Here is an 18,267-nt window from a genome sequence, read left to right as displayed (position 1 = left end):
GCGCAGTCTGCGACATGTTCACCCCAGACGAGTGCTACAACTTCTTCCAGGCCGCAGGATATGAAACCAATTGAGCCAGACGCGCTCTAGTTCTGCGACGTTCGCGAACTTGGCTGGTCAGCGATCACAAAACTCATAGAGCAAAAAAACGCCGCGTGGTCGATGACAACGCGGCGTTCTGAAATGCTCTGAGAAGCTATTCAGCCCTGCTTCGTGACCTGAGTAAAGTCCAGCTCCACCGGAGTTTCCCGACCAAAGATCGAGACGGTCACTTTCAGCTTCTGGTTCTCGTCGTCCACGCCTTCGACCATGCCGTCGAAATCTTCGAACGGGCCGTCGTTGACCTTGACCTTCTCGCCGACCTCGAAGGTAATCATCAGCTTGGGCGCTTCTTCACCTTCCTGAACGCGGTTGAGGATCTGGTTCACCTCGGCGTCGCGCATCGGCATCGGGCGGCCCTGCGGGCCAAGGAAACCGGTGACGCGGTTGATCGAGTTAATCAGGTGATAGCCCTGATCCGACATTTCCATATGCACCAGAACGTAACCGGGCATGAAACGACGCTCGGTCGTGACCTTCTTGCCGCGGCGCACTTCGATCACCTCTTCGGTGGGCACCAGTACTTCGTCGATATCGTCCTCAAGGCCCTGCTCGGCCACGGACGTGCGGATCTGTTCTGCGATCTTCTTTTCGAAATTCGAAAGAACGCTGACCGAGTACCACCGTTTCGCCATGAACCTGTCGTCCTTGTTTGCCTTTCGGGCCACCGAACACTCGGACCTGCCCGTCATTGAAATTCTATCTCGTCACCCGGAATAAAAAGCGGCGCGCAGCCCGAATCGCCGCACGCCCATTCCGAATAGTACTGTGTCAACTACTCTGACACGGCGCGCTGTGCAAGGGGGCAGTGGCGTTTCCGCGCGGCCCGGTTCGCCTTAGCTGAATGCGCCGAGAACCAGTTGCAGACCACCGCGGATGGCCAGATCAACCAGTGCAAAGAAAACGGCCGTCAGTGCCGCCATGATGAACACCATGACCGTGGTCAACAGCACCTCACGCCGGGTCGGCCAGACGACCTTTGCTACTTCGGCACGGACTTGCTGAATGAACTGGATCGGGTTTGTGGTGGCCATTAGGCTTGGTCTCTCTGCTAGCGGATGGGCCGGACATAGCCGGGCATTACGGCAAATTCAAGGGCAGTTGGTGTAACCGTGAACAAAGGTGGGGCTTCAGGGCTTTGGCCGGTCGTCCCATTCGTCACTCAGGATGCGCCGCGAGTCCCCTTCGGGATCCTCATACTGGTTCGAACGAACGGTATAAATAAACGCCACAAGGCCAATACCGCCCAGAAGCAGTGAGATCGGGATCAGATAGGCCAATACTTCCATTCAGGTCACCTTAGGCGCAGGGCGTTCAGGGATACGGTAATCGACGAGGTCGACATCGCAAGGGCCGCAATCAGTGGCGTCGCCAGCCCGGCAACGGCAAGCGGTACCGCAATCACGTTATAGGCCGTTGCGATCTGAAAATTCTCACGAATCCGTTTCGTTGCTTTCACTGCAGTATCGCAGGCATCGGCAATCGGGGACAGATCATTCCCAAGCAAAACGATGTCTGATGCAACACGCGCCGCGTCCAGCGCCGAAGCGGGTGAGATCGAGACATGCGCGGCAGCAAGGGCAGCGGTATCATTCAGGCCATCCCCTACCATCAGGACATTCCTGCCCTCCTCATTGAGGCTCTGAATGCGAAGCGCCTTGTCCTGAGGCAATGCCTCGGCAACCCAGCTTTCGATCCCGAGCTTTTCAGCAAGCGCATGAACCGCACCCTCTGTGTCGCCGGAGATAAGAATCACCTCTTTGCCGGAGGCCTTGAAGGCCTCAACCGCTTCCTGCGCGCCGGGGCGCAAAGCGTCAGAGTATCGGAACGCAACGGGTCGATCCGATCCGACAGCGAGCCAGGCCGATGTCTGCGCATCCTGCTGTCCGCCAACCCAGGCGGAACGCCCAAGGCGAACACGTTGGCCTCGATACTCGCCTTCGGTTCCATATCCGGGCACCTCAGTGATATCACGAACCTTGGCAGGCTTGACCCCGGCCTCTCGTGCCGCCTTTACCAGCGCGGCGGACAAAGGATGCGCCGACGCTTCAGCCAGCGCCAGCGCCACTTCAAGATCAGAACGGGAATGATCCCCCAGATTAATCAGTTCAGGCGCACCCGAAGTCAGAGTGCCGGTTTTGTCGAATACGACTGTGTCGACCTCAGCCAGACGTTCCAGCGCAGTGGCATGTTTGATCAGCATGCCTTTTCGGAACAAACGTCCCGAAGCAGCCGTCGTCACCGCAGGCACCGCAAGGCCCAGCGCACAAGGGCAGGTGATGATCAGAACCGCTGCTGCAATGTTCAGCGCCGTACGGATATCGCCGGAATAAATGTACCAACCCACAAAACTAAGTGCCGACAGGATGTGAACACCCGGCGCGTAAAGCTTGGCAGCTTTGTCAGCCAATGACGTATACCGCGAGCGGCCTGACTCTGCGATGGCCACCAAATCAGCCATGCGATGCAGAGAGGTATCCTCGCCCACGGCTGTTGCACGGATCGTCAACGGTCCGGTCAGATTGACTTCACCTGCGCTGACCTCAAATCCCTGTTCCGCAAAGACTGGCAGTGTTTCACCGGTCAGCAGGGAGCGATCCAGCTCTGACTGGCCGGAAACAATCTGGCCATCTACCGGCATTCGGCCACCAGGCCGAACAAGGATCAACTCACCGACCTTCAGTTCGGCGACAGGAACCTCTTCTTCTGTACCATCCACCAACCGAATGGCACGTGGCACTTCGAGTGCAGTCAATTCTTCGGCGGCTGACCGCGCCGCGGCACGCGTTCGGTAATCAAGATAGCGACCCGCAAGCAGGAAGAATGTAAGCGTCAGAGCTGCGTCGAAATAGGCGTGCTCGCCACTCAGTGCAGTTTCCCAAAGGGATGTAACCAGAGCCAGCAGAATAGCCAGCACGATCGGTACATCCATATTGAGGCGGCGAACCCGAAGTGCGCTCCACGCATTGGCAAAGAACGGCTGTGCAGAAAACGCGATAGCTGGCAGCGCGATGGCTGCTGAGATCCAGTGGAACATGTCTCGCGTCGCATCGCTCGCACCCGACCAGACCGAGACCGAAAGCAGCATCACGTTCATCGAAGCAAACCCGGCAACTGCCAGTCGCATCAACAAATCCCGTCCAGCCTTGTCAGACTGTGTCGCGGACAACGCCCCGGGGTCCAGCTCGTGCGCCTCAAAACCCGCGCGCTCCAGAACGGGAATCAGATCGGCCGCACGGATATTAGGCGCGGCTTTGATCATGGCCCGCTTCAGGGTCAGGTTGACGCGTGCATCTTCGACGCCGGAATGGGCGTTCAGCTCACGTTCGACTGTTGCAATACAGGCCGAACAATGGATGCCTGGCAATGACAGCGCAATCTGCACATCCTCGGGGATTGGCCGGGCAGGTTCGGCCGGTGTTGCGATGCAACCCGGACAAGCCGCCGTGCCAGAGCTGAACTGTGCCGTCATCCCCTACCCCTTTACATAAAGCGGAATGCGTTGAGAAAACTCAGACCCGTCATGGTCTTTCGCAACCAGACGAATATTCCAGTTTCCTGCACCCAAAGTGGCAGGTGTCGCATAGGCAATGCCGTCAAAGGTGAAATCGGGGGTGAAATCATCACGCACATGGGTTGCGCGACCAACCACTGCCTGCAGTTCTGCCACTTTGACCGGCGCGCCCTGAGCATCGGTGATGCGCAAAATCAGCAGACCACCTTTTGCTTCGGCCTTTACGTCCCAGCCCAGCGCCTGCTGTTCCTGCAAGCGCTCGTTAAACTCCTGACTCGCAACGTAGGAGTTTTTGACTTCGAGCCCGGGAAAAGTCTTCACAGCGCTATACGCAAGCAACAGATTGACAGATATGATTACGGCAAAGGCTGCAACGAACACAGCTAACGCGTGTTTACCGGTAAATTGACGCTCTGCCATAATCAGTCTCCCCGCCCGTTGAACGTGGTATCTTTTGATGCGCGCTCGCCGCTGCTCAGATCTTCGACCCAGATGCGAACCGGGGTCGAGTCGGCACTCGCCGGCACAGTGTCTTTCGACGCCACGATGTAAACGCGGGTCAATTGTGCCGTATCTGCCGTGACATTCACAGTATCCAGATCTGTACCCTCGATCTCAATCCGCATCGACGGGTCACCGACCAAAGAGAGTTTAAACAGGCGGTCGTCTCCATGCTTGTTCCGCAAACGCACATCATAGGTATTGCGGATCGTACCGTCTGACAGGGTCACAAAGGTTGGGTTGCGCACCGGGGCGACCGTCAGGTCGATATCGGAACGAATGAACAGTGCAAACAGCAACGCAAAACCAACCAAGGACCAAAGGGCAGTATACATAATGGTCCGCGCCCTGAAGATGTGCTTCCAGACACTCACGGGTGGTTCGCCTGCGCGCTCGCGCGTTTCGTCGCTTAGCGCCATGTAGTCGATCAATCCGCGCGGTTTGCCGATCTTGGCCATCATGTCGTCACAGGCATCGATGCACAGTGCGCATGTGATGCATTCCAATTGCTGACCATCCCGGATGTCGATTCCAACAGGACAAACATTGACGCAGGCCATACAGTCGATGCAGTCCCCCAGTTCAGAGTCTGCAGTCCGCTTCCCTTTGCCCCTCGGCTCACCCCGCCATTCGCGGTAGCCAACGACCAAGGTGTCCTCGTCCATCATTGCGGCCTGAATTCGCGGCCACGGGCAAGCGTAAATACAGATCTGCTCTCGGGCAAATCCCCCAAACAGGAATGTCGTGCCCGTCAGGATCAGGATTGTCGTGTAAGCAATCGGATGGGCATTTCCGGTAACCAGATCACGCGCCAACGTGGGCGCATCTGCAAAGTAAAACACCCATGCACCGCCCGTCGCCAGACCGATCAGTAGCCAGGCCACCCATTTCGTGATCCGCAGCCGCGCCTTTCGTAAATCGAGCTTTTTCTGCCGGTGCAGTCGCAAACGCGCGTTTCTGTCTCCCTCGATCCAGCGCTCAACAAGAATGAAAAGGTCGGTCCAGACAGTTTGTGGGCAGGCATATCCACACCAGACACGACCAAGCGCCGATGTGAACAAAAACAGCCCAAGACCAGCCATGATCAGCAAACCTGCCACAAAGTAAAACTCGTGTGGCCAGATTTCGATCCAGAAGAAATAGAAACGGCGATTTGCCAAATCCAGCAACACAGCCTGATCGGGCAGGCTGGGACCCCGGTCCCATCTGATCCATGGGGTCAGGTAATAGATACCCAGTGTTACTGCCAAAATGATCCATTTCAGGTTTCGAAATGGCCCTGACACACGTCTGGGAAAGATCGGCTCCCTAGCGGCATAAAGGCTGGGGGCGGGGTTGGAATCGCTCACGGGCTGGCTCCGGATCTGGCTCTTTTTCAGGCGACTTCTTCCAGATCATACACCCACCAACTTTGATTTGGGTCAAAAGCGTATCGCAAAGACACCTTTTGTCACACCCCGAGTGCCTGTCGCCTCAGCCAGCTAACAAATGTCTTTACCGCCTGTCTTTGTGACGTTTGGGCCGTAACAATATGGTATCCTGCGCCATCGGGCTCGGCATAAAGCTCTACAATTCTCCCGTTCTCGATATCCTGCTCGACGAAATGTCGCACTGTTACGGTAACACCCTGCCCGGCTCGCAGACCGTCCAGCACCAGATTTCCCGGAACAACAATCCGCCCTACGCCGGGCTCCAGTTCTGCCCCGCGACCTGCCAGCCATGTGGACGCTTCGGTCGTTCCGACCTCTTCCAGCCAGGGTAGTTGCGCGAGTTCGGCGGGTGACCAGTCAGATTTACCTTTGAGCAGTTCGGGTGCCGCCACGATCACCATCGGCGTCTGCAACAGCATCTGCGCGTCAACTCCGGGCCACCCACCGGCACCGTACCGGATTGCGATATCTATACCGCCCGGGCGCAGTTCAACCAGATCCGGCGATGGATCCAGAATCAAGTCGATCTCGGGGTGATCTAAGCGAAATGCCGGAAGCCTGGGCATCAGCCAGGAAGTGGCAAAGGACGAAGTTAAGGACACATGCACGGGCCGGTCCGTACCAGACCGCACGAGCTCGTCGACTGCTGACCCGATTGCTCCGAACCCGAGTTGAAGGGCCCGCGCCAGATGCTCGCCTTGCGAAGTCAAAGTCAGGGACTTTCCACTTCTATCCAAAAGAGAGATCCCCATATGATCTTCGAGCGCGCGTAGCTGCTGGCTTATTGCGGCATGGCTAACATTAAGCGCCGCACCAGCCTGAACAACATTTCGCTTTTCCGCAAATGCTGAAAAGGCTCGCAGTGAAGTTAGCGGAGGAAGAGACAACCAATCCATATGTAATCCTATCTTACATAAGCAAATGGTAATTGAGTCGCCTTTCACCCGTCAACGGCAGATCATGAGAGCAGACGCCAATCAGTCAGGAGAAAGATCATGCTCTCGATTTTCGCCAAGTCCTTCATGACCGCGACACGAATTGATGCACCGACTATCCGTGATGTGCCCAAGGCAAATGCCAGCAAGCGCCGTTGGCTGCCTGCAGGCCATTGGTGGCTGAAGAGCAAGCGTGATATCGATTTGTGTGATCTGTGATATGGTGCTTTGCACCAGAGCAGGTCATCGACCTAATTCTCGGAAAATAGACACCGGCTGTTCAGGAAACGCGCGAACAGATGGAACAGCCGGTGTCAGAGCCTTCGGGCGGCGAGCCGTCCGAAGGTTTTCTTTAACCTTTACTGACCACCACCCAATTGGTGGACATAGGCGGAAACCGCACGGATCTGCGCCTCGGTCAGTCGGGTATCCCAAGGTGGCATCACACCAAATCGGCTGTTGGTCACCGTTTCGGTCAACGCCTCTTCGTCGCCGCCATAGAGCCAGATAGCATCGGTCAGATTCGGCGCGCCCTGGAAAACGTCGCCAGTGCCATCTTCACCGTGGCAGGATGCACAGTTGTCTTCGAAAACAACTTTGCCCGCTTGTGCCGCCGCATCATCGGTCTGCGCGTTGGTCAGCGACATGACGTACTGGACCACCTGAGTGATCTCGTCATGCTCGAGAATCTCACCAAAGGCAGGCATCTCGGAATAGCGTGTATCGTCGCTTTCTTCGCTGCGGATACCATAGCTGACAGTGGTTACGATATCGTCCAGCGTACCGCCCCAAAGCCAAGCGTCATCCAACAGGTTCGGGAAACCCGGGGCACCTTGCGCACCGGAACCATGACACTGCGCGCACCAGGTACGGAACACCGCGCCACCCGCATTGACGGCGTATTGCTGAAGCTCTGGATCTTTCGAAATGTCGTCCAGAGGTGTTTCCACCAGCTTGGCATTCCACGGAGCATTCGCCTCTTCGAAGGCAACCATCTCTTGCTGAACAATCTCGCGCGACGACCAGCCCAGCACACCCGCCGTTGCAGACTGAACCAACGGCCACGCCGGATACATGATCGTGTAGATCACAGCCCAAACGATCGTCACGTAGAAAGTCCACAGCCACCAACGCGGCATCGGGTTGTCGAATTCTTCGATACCGTCCCAGCTGTGACCCGTGGTGTTTGGATCGCCCGGCTGTTTTTCAGGTGTCTTGCTCATTTCCTCGCCTCCTTAACTTCGGCGGGTTTGTCGTCGCCCTGCTGAGACGCAGGTGCATCGGTGTGCCGGAAGGGGATGTTGGCGGTGTCCTTGTATTCCTTGCTGGCACCAGGGCGAAAAACCCAGATGACGATGCCAACAAAGAAGGCAAACAAGAGCAGCAGCATCCAGCTATCCGCGAATTGCCTGAGGAGTGTGTACTCTTCCATAACAACCCTCCCTAGCGGCTGGCGTCCGGGGTGAAGGTCGAGAAGTCGACCAGCGTGCCCAGCATCTGCAGGTAGGCGATCAGGGCGTCAGCTTCGGTCAGCTCAGGCTGACCATCAAAGTTGCGGACATTGACCTTGTCACCATAGCGCTCCAGCAGACCATCATAATCGCTGTCCGGATCGGCCTGAGCGCGGAAGTCCGCCACTGCATTCTCCAGCATCTCTTCGGTATAGGGCGTGCCGACTACAGCGTTTGCCGCCATGATGTCACCGATATACCTGCCGTCGATCTTACGGCGCTCGAGGAACCCGTATTTCGGCATCACCGATTCAGGTACCACCGATTGCGGATCGCGCAGGTGGTCCATTTGCCACTGGTCCGAATAGCGGCCTCCAACACGCGCCAGATCGGGACCGGTCCGCTTGGACCCCCATTGGAACGGGTGGTCGTACATGGACTCGGCCGCCAGTGAGTAGTGGCCATAGCGCTCCACTTCGTCCCGCATCGGGCGGATCATCTGGCTGTGGCAGGTGTAGCAGCCTTCGCGGATGTAGATCTCACGCCCGGCCATTTCGAGAGGGGTGTAAGGGCGCATGCCCTCCACCTTCTCGATGGTGTTCTCAAGGTAGAACAGTGGGGTGATCTGAACGATGCCACCGATGGTCACGACCAGAAAGCTGAAGATCAGCAGGAGGGTCGCGTTGGTCTCGAGGATCTTATGTTTGTCAAGAATTGCCATAGCTACCGGCCCTCCTTATTCAGCCGGGACCGCAACGGTCAGGCTGGCCTCTTTGGCCGGCGCTTTCCGCACAGTCATCCACAGGTTGTAGCACATGATCAGCGAGCCAGCGACGAACATGACGCCACCCAGAGCACGCACCACATACATCGGGAACTTGGCAGCCACGGTGTCGGCGAACGAGTTCACCAGGAAGCCGTTGGCATCCACTTCACGCCACATCAGGCCTTCCATGATACCGGTGACCCACATCGACGCGGCGTAGAGCACGATACCAATGGTGGCGAGCCAAAAGTGCCAGCTGACCATCTGCAGCGAGTACAAACGCTCACGCTTCCACAGGACAGGTACCAGGAAGTACAGAGCACCAAAGGTGATCATACCGTTCCAGCCCAGCGCACCCGAGTGCACGTGACCAATCGTCCAGTCGGTGTAATGGCTCAAGGAGTTCACGGCACGGATCGACATCATCGGCCCCTCAAAGGTGGACATGCCGTAGAAGCCGACCGAGATCACCATCATCCGGATAACCGGGTCGGTGCGCAGCTTGTCCCATGCGCCCGACAGGGTCATCAGACCGTTGATCATACCACCCCACGAAGGCATCCAGAGCACGACCGAGAACACCATGCCCAGCGTCGAGGCCCAGTCTGGCAGCGCGGTATAGTGCAGGTGGTGCGGACCAGCCCAAATGTACAGGAAGATCAGCGCCCAGAAGTGGATGATCGACAGCTTGTACGAGAACACAGGACGTTCGGCCTGCTTGGGAATGAAGTAGTACATCATGCCCAGGAAGCCCGCGGTCAGGAAGAAGCCAACAGCGTTGTGGCCGTACCACCACTGGATCATGGCATCCTGAACACCCGACCAGACGATGACCGATTTCGAACCCCAGATGCTGACAGGGATGGTCATGTTGTTGACCAGGTGCAGCATGGCGACGGTGACGATGAACGCCAGGTAGAACCAGTTTGCCACATAGATGTGGGGTTCTTTCCGCTTGATGATCGTACCCAGATAGACCGCCAAATAGGCCACCCAGACAATGGTCAACCACAGATCAACATACCATTCAGGTTCGGCATATTCCTTGGACTGGGTTCCACCCAATACGTAACCGGTTGCCGCCAGTACGATGAACAACTGGTAGCCCCAGAATACAAACCACGCCAGATTGCCACCCCACAGCCGCGCAGCGCTGGTGCGCTGAACTACATAGAATGAGGTCGCGATAAGTGCGTTACCGCCAAATGCAAAGATCACAGCTGAAGTGTGCAACGGCCGCAAACGCCCAAAGTTCAGATAGCCTTCGGCCCATTCAAAGTTGAGTGCGGGAAAGGCCAACTGGAACGCAATAAAGGTCCCTGCCAGAAATCCGACAACGCCCCAGAATGCCGTCGCAATCACGCCATAGCGGATCACGTCATCCATGTACTCGGCGGAGCGATCAACAAGAATATCTGGCTCGTCAGTGTTTCTTAGCGTCCAGATAAACAACCCACCGGCGATGATCATCACCAGAATCGCATGCACCTGATACGCCAAATCCCGTGCATAATTGGACCCTATCGCTGCGAATAGCACGATAAGCCCAAGCACGATCAGCTTGATGTAATTCGACATATTGCGTCCCTTTGCCATGCTCTGCGCGATTCTTTTGTAGCGCAGAACCTTTTTGACTGGCTGCTGTATTGTCGGACAGCAGCCGCCGCTGCTTTGATCTGTATCAAGACAATAGCCTGTTTTCTGTGACAGGCATAAATAAATGAATATGTTACCTGTGCACATCCGGCTAACCGCCCCAAAATTGAGGTCGACATGGCTTACAAATCTCTTCTAACAATCATGACCGAGACCCGGTTTGCCCAACCGGCTCTGGCGCAGCTGGCCGCATTGGCCGAAGCACAGGATGCACATGCCGAAGCGCTTTGCCTTGGCGTCGATCGCAGTCAGACAGGGTATTACTATGCAGGTGCCAACGCGCTTATCCTGCAGGAAACTCTGACTCGGGCAAATGCCGAAGCTGATGAGATTCTGGCATCTGCTCAGGAGTATCTGGGAAAAACCGGCATACGCTGGTCTGCGGAAAACGGCGTAAGTCAGCTAGCCGATCTGAGTCGCCACGTAGCGCATCGCGCACGTTTTTCGGACCTTGTTGTCCTGCCGAAACCCTATGGCAAGGATCGTGGAGCCGAGGCCGAACCCATTGTCGAAGCAGCCATGTTCGAAGGTCATGCACCGGTATTGATCGTTCCCGAAGATGCAAAGCCGTTCTCGAAGCCGCGCACTGTTCTGATTGGCTGGAACGAAAGCGTCGAGGCGATGCGGGCGATACGCCGTGCCCTTCCTTTCCTGAAACAAGCTGATGTCGCACGCATCGTGGTGATTGACCCGCCACGCCACGGACCCGACCGTTCAGACCCGGGTGGTATGCTTTCACAGATGCTCGCCCGTCACGGCGTGAAATGCGAAATAGATGTACTAAGCAAAACCATGACGCGTGTCTCAGACATTCTGAACCGACACGCTGCAGATACTGATGCGGACATGATCGTCATGGGTGCATACGGACATTCCCGTTTCCGCGAAGCGATCCTGGGTGGGGCAACTCGGAATATGTTGGAACAATCTGATGTTCCGGTCTTTTTGGCACACTGACCACGTGTACCAGATTGAAAGAACCGCCCTCGATCGGGGCGGTTCTTCTGTTCAGGCTTTTTTGATCAGCCCGATTACAAACAGCAGGATCACGGCGCCCACGGTCGCAAAGAAGATCGACGAGAACAAACCCCCGCCGACTGCAAAACCAAGGGCGGGAAAGATCAGGCCCGCCAGAAAAGCCCCAACGATCCCAACGATTACATTGCCGACAAGACCAAAGCCTCGGCCTTCCATGATCTTGCCGGACAACCAGCCAGCGATCGCCCCGATGAACAGCATTGCCAAAAGGCTACTGAATTCCATGCCTTGCTCCTGAATGTTGCTTCACTCAAAGGCATTAGACCATGGTCGGGGCGTTCGGTCACGTACGAACGTAGTGCATGCCCTGAAACCGTTCGCGAAGTTCCCGCACACGCGGTGCGATACTCGCCGGATCTGCCGTGGACAAAGCCTCGGCGATCAGAGCCGAAAGCTCTCCTGCTTGATCTGGTGTTACACCACGACGAACCAGTTCCGGAGTCCCAATGCGCAAGCCATTCATGTCTCCTTCCACCGGTGCGATCGGCAATCCGATCCCGCAAGCAAGGAAGCCTGCCTTTCGCAGCGTTTTCGATGCAGCCTGCCCGCCTCCAAAGCGCGCTGCCTCCAACGCAAACTGATGGGATTCAGTTGCGCCACTTGCACCTTTGAACACTGGTAATCCGATCTCTTCCATTTCCTTGGCCATCGCTTGCGCGAGCTCGACCATAGCCTGACCGTAAGCGGGACCAAATTCGATCCAATCCAGCAGGGAAATCGCCAAAGATGCTGATTTGGCGGCATCAAAGTTGGCGGTCATCCCGGGAAAGGCGATGGCGTCCAGCCGTTCTGCAATCTCAGCGTCATTGGTGACGATAAGGCCGCCAGCAGGGCCACCTAGGCTCTTGTAGGTGCTCATCGTCATCAGATGCGCCCCTTCATCCAGTGGATTTGACCAAACGCCACTGGCGATGATCCCGCATTGATGGGCCGCGTCAAACAGCACCTTCGCGCCTACTTCGTCCGCTATCTCCCGGACTGCGGATACGGGATGCGGAAACAGGTTCAGCGACCCCCCAACTGTGATGAGTTTAGGTCTGTGCGTTTTTGCCAACTCGCGCAAACCGTTCAGATCAAGGCTATAACCATCCGCATCGACCGGAGCGTTCAACGTGTTCAGACCATAAAGGCCCGCACATCCATCTTTGTGGTGCGTCACGTGCCCTCCGACTGTCGCGGGAGGGGCTATAATTGTATCCCCGGGATCGGTCAGCGCCATAAAACCGTAGAGGTTAGACAACGCACCCGAAGCAACACGAATTTCCGCGTATTTCGCGTTGAAGACCTTCGCTGCGAGTTCCGCTGCGATAACCTCTATTTCTTCAATCGCTTCCAGCCCCATCTCATACTTGTCGCCGGGATAACCCAGAGACGGGCGACTACCCAAGCCAGCTGCCAAGGCAGCCTCAGCCCGTGGATTCATGACATTTGTTGCCGGGTTCAGGTTGAAACACTCTGCATCGTGGATCTCTGAATTTCGCGCAATCAGCGTCTCGATTTGTTTGTCGATTGCGTCCGGGTTGAGCGGCTCAACGGCCTGAGCAATCTGTTGTACGCGGTTTTCACATTGGGTCGGGACCCATGGGCGGCGGGCGAGTTGTGGCATCTGATCCTCCGTTTTCAAAGTCAGAGTGCAAAGATCCCAGCTTGCGATCAAATCAGTTTTCCGAAAAAATAGGGTCAGAAAATCTGAGCCTAATATTATGTCTGTTGCACCGCCGCGCCCCAAACCACTGCCTCTGAATGCGTTACGCGCGTTTGAAGCCGCCGCACGACTGGGCGGCTTTTCCTCTGCCGCGATCGAACTGGGCGTCAGTGCGGGCGCGATTTCAGCCCATGTCAAAGCACTGGAAGAAGACCTGGGGGCACCTTTGTTCGATCGAAACGCACGGGGCGTGGCCCTTACAGCCTTGGGACAAAAGGTTTTGCCCGACCTAACGTCAGCGTTCGATATGTTGGGTCAGGTAACTCAAACCTTGCGAACCGAGGCGCGACCGCAGGTAGTTCACATCGTGACACTGCCTTCGATCGCACAGCTTTGGCTGTCACCCAGATTGCCCGAACTCCGTTTGGCGGAACCGGAAATCGAGGTTTCGCTAACAGCCGAAGAGGCGCCCCCAAACCTCAAGCGTGCGCCTTATGACATTTATCTGTTCTTTGGCGGCGAACTTGGTGAATCCGTCTCGGACAACGTCATTTTCCCGGTTTGCGCGCCTACTCTTGCAAACCGTCTGAAAACACCAGAAGACTTATCCAGTGTCACTTGCCTGTCGGATTCCACTTGGTTCAACGATTGGCAGCAATGGACTTCCGCAGCTATGCCCGAACAGGGATTTGCCCCTAAAGGCCCTGTATTTTCGCTCTATGCTCTCGCGGTTGAAGAGGCATTGAATGGCGCAGGTGTTTTGATCGGCCATAGCGCACTTGTTGAACCACATCTCAAAAGCGGACGGCTTGTTGCACCGTTTGAAACCAAGGTCGCATTGCCGGACACGCTGAACCTTTGGTGCCCGCGCCCCTTGCACCCCCGTTCGCCCATCGAAAGGGTTGTGAGGTGGCTCAAAGAGATTGGTTAGACAAGAAAGCCGCCATCAGTATCGTCACCGGCCTCTTCCATCAGGCGTCCCATATCCGGGATAGTCACGTGACGTTTGCCTTCCAGGAGGATGACCTGATCCTTTTTCAAGGCTGAAATCTGACGACTTACGGTTTCCAAAGTAAGGCCCAGATAGTCCGCCATTGCTTCGCGCGTCAGAGGCAGGTCGAATACGATCGGACCCGACATACCTTTCTGGCTGACCGACGCATCGCGGCGGGCGATGATCGACAGCAGGCTGGCAATCTTTTCCCGCGCGGTCTTACGACCAAGGACCAGCATCCATTCCCGTGCCGCATCCAGCTCGTCCAGAGTCATCTGCAGCAGACGATGCGCAATATGCGGCGTATGGCTCATCAGATCCTCGAACGGCTTCTTGCGAAAGCAGCACATGACCACGTCGGTGGTCGCCTGAACATCGTATGGTGCCGATTCGCGCCCCGGGCGGCCAACAAAGTCGCTGGGCAGCAAGAGGCCGACCATTTGTGTGCGACCATCTTCCATCGTCTGAGTCAGCGATGCGATTCCGGACACAACAGAGCCGACAAAATTCATCTGATCGCCTGACCAGATGATGGTCTGCCCAGCCTCGAAACTGCGATAATATTTAATATCTTCCAGCTCTTCGAGCTCTTCCTGATCGCATTGCGCGCATACAGCCCGATGACGGATCGGGCAGTCATCGCAGTTAGAATGGTCAAATTGAACAGTCAGTGTCATTCGCGTTTCCACTTGATCTCGGTCAAGGTACCTAGACGGGGCATGCCATAACGGTATCGCTATGATAGTGAAACCTCAATTGGCCAAGCTCGGACTTTTTGACGCGAAAGTACCGCGTTACACGAGCTATCCTACCGCCCCGCATTTCAGCAATGATGTGGGGCCTGATCGTTTTGGCGACTGGATTTCGGACATAAAACCCGGAAGTGCCGTTTCGCTTTACATACATGTTCCATTCTGCCGCAGGCTGTGCTGGTTCTGTGCCTGCAGGACGCAAGGCACGCAAACGGATAATCCCGTCATTGCTTATGTAGACGTCCTGAAGGCCGAGCTTGATCTGCTGGCGCAACGTCTGCCCAGCGGGGTGACCCTGTCGCGGCTACATTGGGGGGGCGGCACCCCCACCCTGCTGAACCCGGACCTGATGCGGGATCTGGCCAGTTATATTCTCGGCATCGTGCCCATGGGACCAGATGCCGAGTTTTCGGTCGAGATCGACCCGAACGAGGTTGATGAGGCGCGTCTGGACGCGTTGGCCGAGGCGGGAATGAACCGCGCCTCGATCGGCGTGCAGGACTTCGATGATGAGATTCAGAAGACCATCGGGCGCATACAGAGCTACGACACAACTCGTGAAGCCATTGAAATGATCCGGGCACGCGGGATTTCGAGTCTGAACGCAGATATCCTGTATGGCCTGCCACATCAGACCAAGACCCGGATGACCGAAAGTGTCCAGAAACTGCTGTCACTGAACCCGGATCGCGTCGCGCTTTATGGTTATGCGCATGTGCCATGGATGGCCAAGCGTCAGCAACTTATCCCGTCCGAGGCTCTGCCGACACCCGAACAGCGCCTCGATCTTTTTGATACGGCACGTCGGCTGTTCCTTTGGGACAACTACGCCGAGATCGGAATTGATCACTTTGCTACGCAGGATGACGGGCTGACCCATGCGCTGAAGGCCGGCAGGCTCAAACGGAACTTCCAGGGCTATACCGACGATCAGGCCGAGGTGCTGATCGGGGTTGGCGCCAGCTCAATCTCACGCTTCCCTCAGGGCTATGCACAAAACGCGCCAGCAACCTCGGCGCACACCAAAGCCATTCGCAATGGCCAGTTCTCGACATCGCGGGGACACTTGTTCAAGGGTCAGGATGTATTACGCGCACGCCTGATCGAAGCACTGATGTGCGACTTTCGGATCGATTCGGCAGAAATCCTGCGGGACTACGATGTTTCCGCTTCAGAACTGCAGCGCATGTATCGGACAACCAACGATGCGTTTGACGGGCTGCTGAAGATAACTGATGAAGGCCTGTTCATCCCCGTCGAAGCGCGTCCACTTACTCGAATGATTGCCCGCAGTTTTGATGCCTACGACCTCAACGAGGCCGGGCACAGTTCAGCCATCTGAAGGGGCAGCCCAGCGGGCTGTTCCATTTCCAAAAACGTCGGGGCTTGACGCGCGCCTTGAGTTTTCCCCAAACTCAACGGGCGAGACAACAAACCGCTCCGCATCTGAGGCAGGTCCAGACACAGACAATTCGTGCCGACGCTACCGCGTTCGACAATCCCTTTTCGTGCAGCCGTTCTGCAACTTGAAAGAGGGACAGCACCCATGCGCGTTTTCACCGTCCTCGGCCCCAGTCAATCGGGCAAATCAACCCTAGTCGAGGCTATAAGCCGCCTCGACGGACGCCCCACCACATTCGATGTTTCCGGAACCGTGCACTTGCACGGTTTTTCTTATCTGGACGAGCCTTGGTGCGCGATAGACGTGGATGGTGGAGGGGATTCGCTGGCATATGTCGGACCCGCAATGGCAATCTCGGATGCTGCCGTCGTCGTTGTGCCACCCGATCCGGACGCGGCGGTCCTATGTGCGCCTTATCTCAGATTGGTGGAAGAAGCCGGAATTCCCTGCTTTCTGTTCATCAACCGGATGGACAATCCCAACGGCCGGATACGCGACATTATCGCGGCGTTGCAAACCTATTGCACCCACCACATCGCCCTGCGTCAGGTACCAATCCGCGACGGAGACAAGATTGTTGGAGCCGTTGACCTGATTTCAGAACGGGCATGGAAGTATCAGGAAGGACAACCCTCGGCTCTGATCGAACTGCCTCAATCCGTGGAAGATCGGGAACAGGAAGCCCGCACCGAACTGTTGGAGACACTGTCAGATTTCGATGACAACCTGCTGGAGCAATTGATCGAAGATAAGCAGCCGCCCAGCGATGAAGTCTATGATCTTGCCGCTCAGGTGTTGCAGAACCATCAACTGATCCCTGCCTGTTTGGGTGCTGCCAGTCACGGGAATGGCCTGACCCGCCTGATGAAAGCACTGCGGCACGAGGCACCCGAGTTCGATATCGCCGCCGGACGTGATGAAGCAGCTGAGAATGCCCGCGCAATTGCTGGCTTTGCAGACGTCAAAAAACATGTTGGTAAAATCATCGTCCTGCGTGGTTTGGGTGATGGTGTCAAAGCGCATGAACCTTTGGGGGGCGAGACGGTTGGAAATCTGACCACTTTGGATGCCAAGACGCAGATCAATCAGCTCGAGGCGGGTCAGATCGGCCTTGCCGTCAAATCCGACCATCTTAATCCGGGTAATCTCTACGACAGCAACTCCGCCACTCCGTTGCCCGAATGGGCATCGTCGCACCCTGCAGCCCACCGGCAGATCGTGTCACCTGCGCATGAGCGGGACGATGTGCGCCTATCGAATGCTCTTGGGCGTATGGTCGAGATCGATCCAGGTCTTCATCTGGCTCAGGATGAGCTTAGTGGTCATGCAATTCTGGGATCGCAAGGCCCACAACATATGCGCCGCGTCGCAACCAAACTGGACGAGGATTTTGGCGTCGAGATTGCGACTGAACCTGTTGAGACTGCATATCGCGAGACTATTCGTTCAACCATCGAACACCGGCATCGTCATCGCAAACAGTCAGGCGGCGCGGGTCAGTTTGCCGATGTTGTGATCTCGATAGCACCAATGCCACGCGGTGCTGGCTTTCAGTTTGATGAAATCGTCAAAGGTGGCGCTGTACCCAAAAACTACATCCCGTCTGTAGAGCACGGGGCAAAAGACGCGCTTGAACAAGGGCCTGAAGGTTTCCCTGTTGTAGATGTCAAAATCACGCTGAGCGATGGCAAGCACCATAACGTCGACAGTTCTGACTACGCCTTCAGAACTGCTGGCAAGAATGCGGTGCGCGAAGCGCTCCCACAGGCAAAGCCTGTGGTTCTGCAACCGATCCTGAATGCCGAAATCCATCTGCCTTCTGCCTTTGTCGGTGATCTGGTTCCGACGATCAGTTCTTTGCAGGGGCAGGTGTTAGGCTTCGAGGGCAATCCAAATGCCTCAGGTTGGGAGATTTTTAATGCTCAGCTCCCCGCAGTGGCCGAGGACGAATTGCACCGCACCCTGGCAAGTGCAACGCGCGGAACAGGTTGGGTCAAACTGCAATTTGATCATTATGAAGAACTGCGCGGGCCAGTGCCCAAGTCAGCTGCCCGCGAAACAGCCAACGCCTAAGTGAACTGCAG

Annotated in this window: 19 protein-coding genes; 5 read left to right on the top strand and 14 right to left on the bottom strand. The window is 56.3% G+C overall.

Annotated elements, in window-relative coordinates:
- Window positions 1-200: 200 nt before the first annotated feature.
- The 7 genes from nusG to ACR0CW_RS21510 all read right to left on the bottom strand — a co-directional run bounded on the left by nusG (window position 201) and on the right by ACR0CW_RS21510 (window position 6,440).
- Window positions 201-734 (bottom strand): transcription termination/antitermination protein NusG, encoded by a 534-nt coding sequence (nusG, locus tag ACR0CW_RS21540; protein ID WP_155142458.1) that lies wholly within the window; start codon window positions 732-734, stop codon window positions 201-203.
- A 201-nt stretch (window positions 735-935) separates the two neighbouring features.
- Window positions 936-1,133, bottom strand: a complete 198-nt coding sequence (gene secE / locus ACR0CW_RS21535; protein ID WP_155142428.1) for a preprotein translocase subunit SecE — start codon at window positions 1,131-1,133, stop codon at window positions 936-938.
- 96 nt (window positions 1,134-1,229) lie between these two features.
- A complete protein-coding gene (gene ccoS, locus ACR0CW_RS21530) occupies window positions 1,230-1,388 on the bottom strand; it encodes a cbb3-type cytochrome oxidase assembly protein CcoS (RefSeq protein WP_155142426.1) in 159 nt (52 codons plus the stop codon).
- A 5-nt stretch (window positions 1,389-1,393) separates the two neighbouring features.
- Window positions 1,394-3,571: a heavy metal translocating P-type ATPase gene (locus tag ACR0CW_RS21525; RefSeq protein WP_480789351.1), complete on the bottom strand. Its 2,178-nt coding sequence runs from the start codon at window positions 3,569-3,571 to the stop codon at window positions 1,394-1,396.
- A gap of 3 nt (window positions 3,572-3,574) precedes the next feature.
- Window positions 3,575-4,033 carry a FixH family protein gene (locus ACR0CW_RS21520; protein ID WP_170337114.1) on the bottom strand — a complete coding sequence of 153 codons (459 nt, stop codon included), beginning with the start codon at window positions 4,031-4,033 and terminating at the stop codon, window positions 3,575-3,577.
- A gap of 2 nt (window positions 4,034-4,035) precedes the next feature.
- Complete coding sequence (ccoG, locus tag ACR0CW_RS21515; protein ID WP_480789350.1) at window positions 4,036-5,463, bottom strand: cytochrome c oxidase accessory protein CcoG; 1,428 nt, start codon at window positions 5,461-5,463, stop codon at window positions 4,036-4,038.
- 101 nt (window positions 5,464-5,564) lie between these two features.
- The gene (locus ACR0CW_RS21510) at window positions 5,565-6,440 is read right to left on the bottom strand and encodes a LysR family transcriptional regulator (protein WP_480789349.1); all 876 of its coding nucleotides are present in this window, start codon (window positions 6,438-6,440) and stop codon (window positions 5,565-5,567) included.
- Window positions 6,441-6,539: 99 nt separating this feature from the next.
- Between ACR0CW_RS21510 and ACR0CW_RS21505 the strand changes: the two genes are divergently transcribed.
- Window positions 6,540-6,698, top strand: a complete 159-nt coding sequence (locus tag ACR0CW_RS21505; RefSeq protein WP_480789348.1) for a hypothetical protein — start codon at window positions 6,540-6,542, stop codon at window positions 6,696-6,698.
- 140 nt (window positions 6,699-6,838) lie between these two features.
- Here the strand turns inward: ACR0CW_RS21505 and ccoP are convergent, their stop codons facing one another.
- Genes ccoP through ccoN form a run of 4 tightly spaced genes read right to left on the bottom strand, consistent with a single transcriptional unit; the run spans window position 6,839 to window position 10,274 of the window.
- A complete protein-coding gene (gene ccoP, locus ACR0CW_RS21500; protein ID WP_480789347.1) occupies window positions 6,839-7,702 on the bottom strand; it encodes a cytochrome-c oxidase, cbb3-type subunit III in 864 nt (287 codons plus the stop codon).
- The gene (locus ACR0CW_RS21495; protein WP_155142413.1) at window positions 7,699-7,911 is read right to left on the bottom strand and encodes a cbb3-type cytochrome c oxidase subunit 3; all 213 of its coding nucleotides are present in this window, start codon (window positions 7,909-7,911) and stop codon (window positions 7,699-7,701) included. The genes ccoP and ACR0CW_RS21495 overlap by 4 nt, the downstream gene beginning before the upstream one ends.
- An 11-nt stretch (window positions 7,912-7,922) precedes the next feature.
- Complete coding sequence (ccoO, locus tag ACR0CW_RS21490) at window positions 7,923-8,651, bottom strand: cytochrome-c oxidase, cbb3-type subunit II (RefSeq protein ID WP_170337124.1); 729 nt, start codon at window positions 8,649-8,651, stop codon at window positions 7,923-7,925.
- 15 nt (window positions 8,652-8,666) lie between these two features.
- Window positions 8,667-10,274 carry a cytochrome-c oxidase, cbb3-type subunit I gene (ccoN, locus tag ACR0CW_RS21485; protein WP_480789346.1) on the bottom strand — a complete coding sequence of 536 codons (1,608 nt, stop codon included), beginning with the start codon at window positions 10,272-10,274 and terminating at the stop codon, window positions 8,667-8,669.
- A 195-nt stretch (window positions 10,275-10,469) separates the two neighbouring features.
- Between ccoN and ACR0CW_RS21480 the strand changes: the two genes are divergently transcribed.
- Window positions 10,470-11,309 (top strand): universal stress protein, encoded by an 840-nt coding sequence (locus ACR0CW_RS21480; RefSeq protein ID WP_155142406.1) that lies wholly within the window; start codon window positions 10,470-10,472, stop codon window positions 11,307-11,309.
- A gap of 51 nt (window positions 11,310-11,360) precedes the next feature.
- On the opposite strand, the gene ACR0CW_RS21475 is transcribed toward ACR0CW_RS21480, so the two are convergent.
- Together ACR0CW_RS21475 and ACR0CW_RS21470 are read right to left on the bottom strand one after the other, a co-directional pair.
- Window positions 11,361-11,615, bottom strand: coding sequence for a GlsB/YeaQ/YmgE family stress response membrane protein (locus ACR0CW_RS21475; RefSeq protein WP_170337127.1), 255 nt, complete (start codon window positions 11,613-11,615; stop codon window positions 11,361-11,363).
- A gap of 58 nt (window positions 11,616-11,673) precedes the next feature.
- Window positions 11,674-12,996, bottom strand: coding sequence for an aminotransferase class I/II-fold pyridoxal phosphate-dependent enzyme (locus ACR0CW_RS21470; protein WP_480789345.1), 1,323 nt, complete (start codon window positions 12,994-12,996; stop codon window positions 11,674-11,676).
- Window positions 12,997-13,093: 97 nt separating this feature from the next.
- On the opposite strand from ACR0CW_RS21470, the gene ACR0CW_RS21465 reads away from it, so the two are divergent.
- Window positions 13,094-13,966 carry a LysR family transcriptional regulator gene (locus ACR0CW_RS21465; RefSeq protein ID WP_480789344.1) on the top strand — a complete coding sequence of 291 codons (873 nt, stop codon included), beginning with the start codon at window positions 13,094-13,096 and terminating at the stop codon, window positions 13,964-13,966.
- Here ACR0CW_RS21465 and fnrL read toward each other — a convergent pair.
- Entirely contained in the window at window positions 13,963-14,706 is a 744-nt protein-coding gene (gene fnrL / locus ACR0CW_RS21460) for a transcriptional regulator FnrL (protein ID WP_155142398.1), read from the bottom strand. The genes ACR0CW_RS21465 and fnrL overlap by 4 nt on opposite strands.
- A 61-nt stretch (window positions 14,707-14,767) precedes the next feature.
- Here fnrL and hemN point away from each other — a divergent pair, with 61 nt between their 5' ends.
- Window positions 14,768-16,123, top strand: coding sequence for an oxygen-independent coproporphyrinogen III oxidase (gene hemN / locus ACR0CW_RS21455; RefSeq protein ID WP_480789343.1), 1,356 nt, complete (start codon window positions 14,768-14,770; stop codon window positions 16,121-16,123).
- Window positions 16,124-16,327: 204 nt separating this feature from the next.
- Window positions 16,328-18,256 (top strand): elongation factor G, encoded by a 1,929-nt coding sequence (locus tag ACR0CW_RS21450; protein WP_170337135.1) that lies wholly within the window; start codon window positions 16,328-16,330, stop codon window positions 18,254-18,256.
- The last annotated feature ends 11 nt before the right edge of the window (window positions 18,257-18,267 follow it).

Source organism: Ruegeria sp. CH6 (assembly GCF_056537005.1).
The sequence above is the reverse complement of the archived record's forward strand: the minus strand, read 5'-3'. Positions and strand labels throughout refer to the sequence as shown.

What these genes read in the sequence shown, in the direction of transcription:
- ACR0CW_RS21470 (WP_480789345.1), bottom strand. Translation starts at nt 12,996, where the DNA reads ATGCCACAACTCGCCCGCCGCCCATGGGTCCCGACCCAATGTGAAAAC.
- ACR0CW_RS21475 (WP_170337127.1), bottom strand. Translation starts at nt 11,615, where the DNA reads ATGGAATTCAGTAGCCTTTTGGCAATGCTGTTCATCGGGGCGATCGCT.
- nusG (WP_155142458.1), bottom strand. Translation starts at nt 734, where the DNA reads ATGGCGAAACGGTGGTACTCGGTCAGCGTTCTTTCGAATTTCGAAAAG.
- ccoS (WP_155142426.1), bottom strand. Translation starts at nt 1,388, where the DNA reads ATGGAAGTATTGGCCTATCTGATCCCGATCTCACTGCTTCTGGGCGGT.
- ACR0CW_RS21505 (WP_480789348.1), top strand. Translation starts at nt 6,540, where the DNA reads ATGCTCTCGATTTTCGCCAAGTCCTTCATGACCGCGACACGAATTGAT.
- ACR0CW_RS21495 (WP_155142413.1), bottom strand. Translation starts at nt 7,911, where the DNA reads ATGGAAGAGTACACACTCCTCAGGCAATTCGCGGATAGCTGGATGCTG.
- ccoN (WP_480789346.1), bottom strand. Translation starts at nt 10,274, where the DNA reads ATGTCGAATTACATCAAGCTGATCGTGCTTGGGCTTATCGTGCTATTC.
- ACR0CW_RS21465 (WP_480789344.1), top strand. Translation starts at nt 13,094, where the DNA reads ATGTCTGTTGCACCGCCGCGCCCCAAACCACTGCCTCTGAATGCGTTA.
- ACR0CW_RS21525 (WP_480789351.1), bottom strand. Translation starts at nt 3,571, where the DNA reads ATGACGGCACAGTTCAGCTCTGGCACGGCGGCTTGTCCGGGTTGCATC.
- ACR0CW_RS21450 (WP_170337135.1), top strand. Translation starts at nt 16,328, where the DNA reads ATGCGCGTTTTCACCGTCCTCGGCCCCAGTCAATCGGGCAAATCAACC.
- secE (WP_155142428.1), bottom strand. Translation starts at nt 1,133, where the DNA reads ATGGCCACCACAAACCCGATCCAGTTCATTCAGCAAGTCCGTGCCGAA.
- fnrL (WP_155142398.1), bottom strand. Translation starts at nt 14,706, where the DNA reads ATGACACTGACTGTTCAATTTGACCATTCTAACTGCGATGACTGCCCG.
- hemN (WP_480789343.1), top strand. Translation starts at nt 14,768, where the DNA reads ATGATAGTGAAACCTCAATTGGCCAAGCTCGGACTTTTTGACGCGAAA.
- ACR0CW_RS21480 (WP_155142406.1), top strand. Translation starts at nt 10,470, where the DNA reads ATGGCTTACAAATCTCTTCTAACAATCATGACCGAGACCCGGTTTGCC.
- ccoP (WP_480789347.1), bottom strand. Translation starts at nt 7,702, where the DNA reads ATGAGCAAGACACCTGAAAAACAGCCGGGCGATCCAAACACCACGGGT.
- ACR0CW_RS21520 (WP_170337114.1), bottom strand. Translation starts at nt 4,033, where the DNA reads ATGGCAGAGCGTCAATTTACCGGTAAACACGCGTTAGCTGTGTTCGTT.
- ccoO (WP_170337124.1), bottom strand. Translation starts at nt 8,651, where the DNA reads ATGGCAATTCTTGACAAACATAAGATCCTCGAGACCAACGCGACCCTC.
- ACR0CW_RS21510 (WP_480789349.1), bottom strand. Translation starts at nt 6,440, where the DNA reads ATGGATTGGTTGTCTCTTCCTCCGCTAACTTCACTGCGAGCCTTTTCA.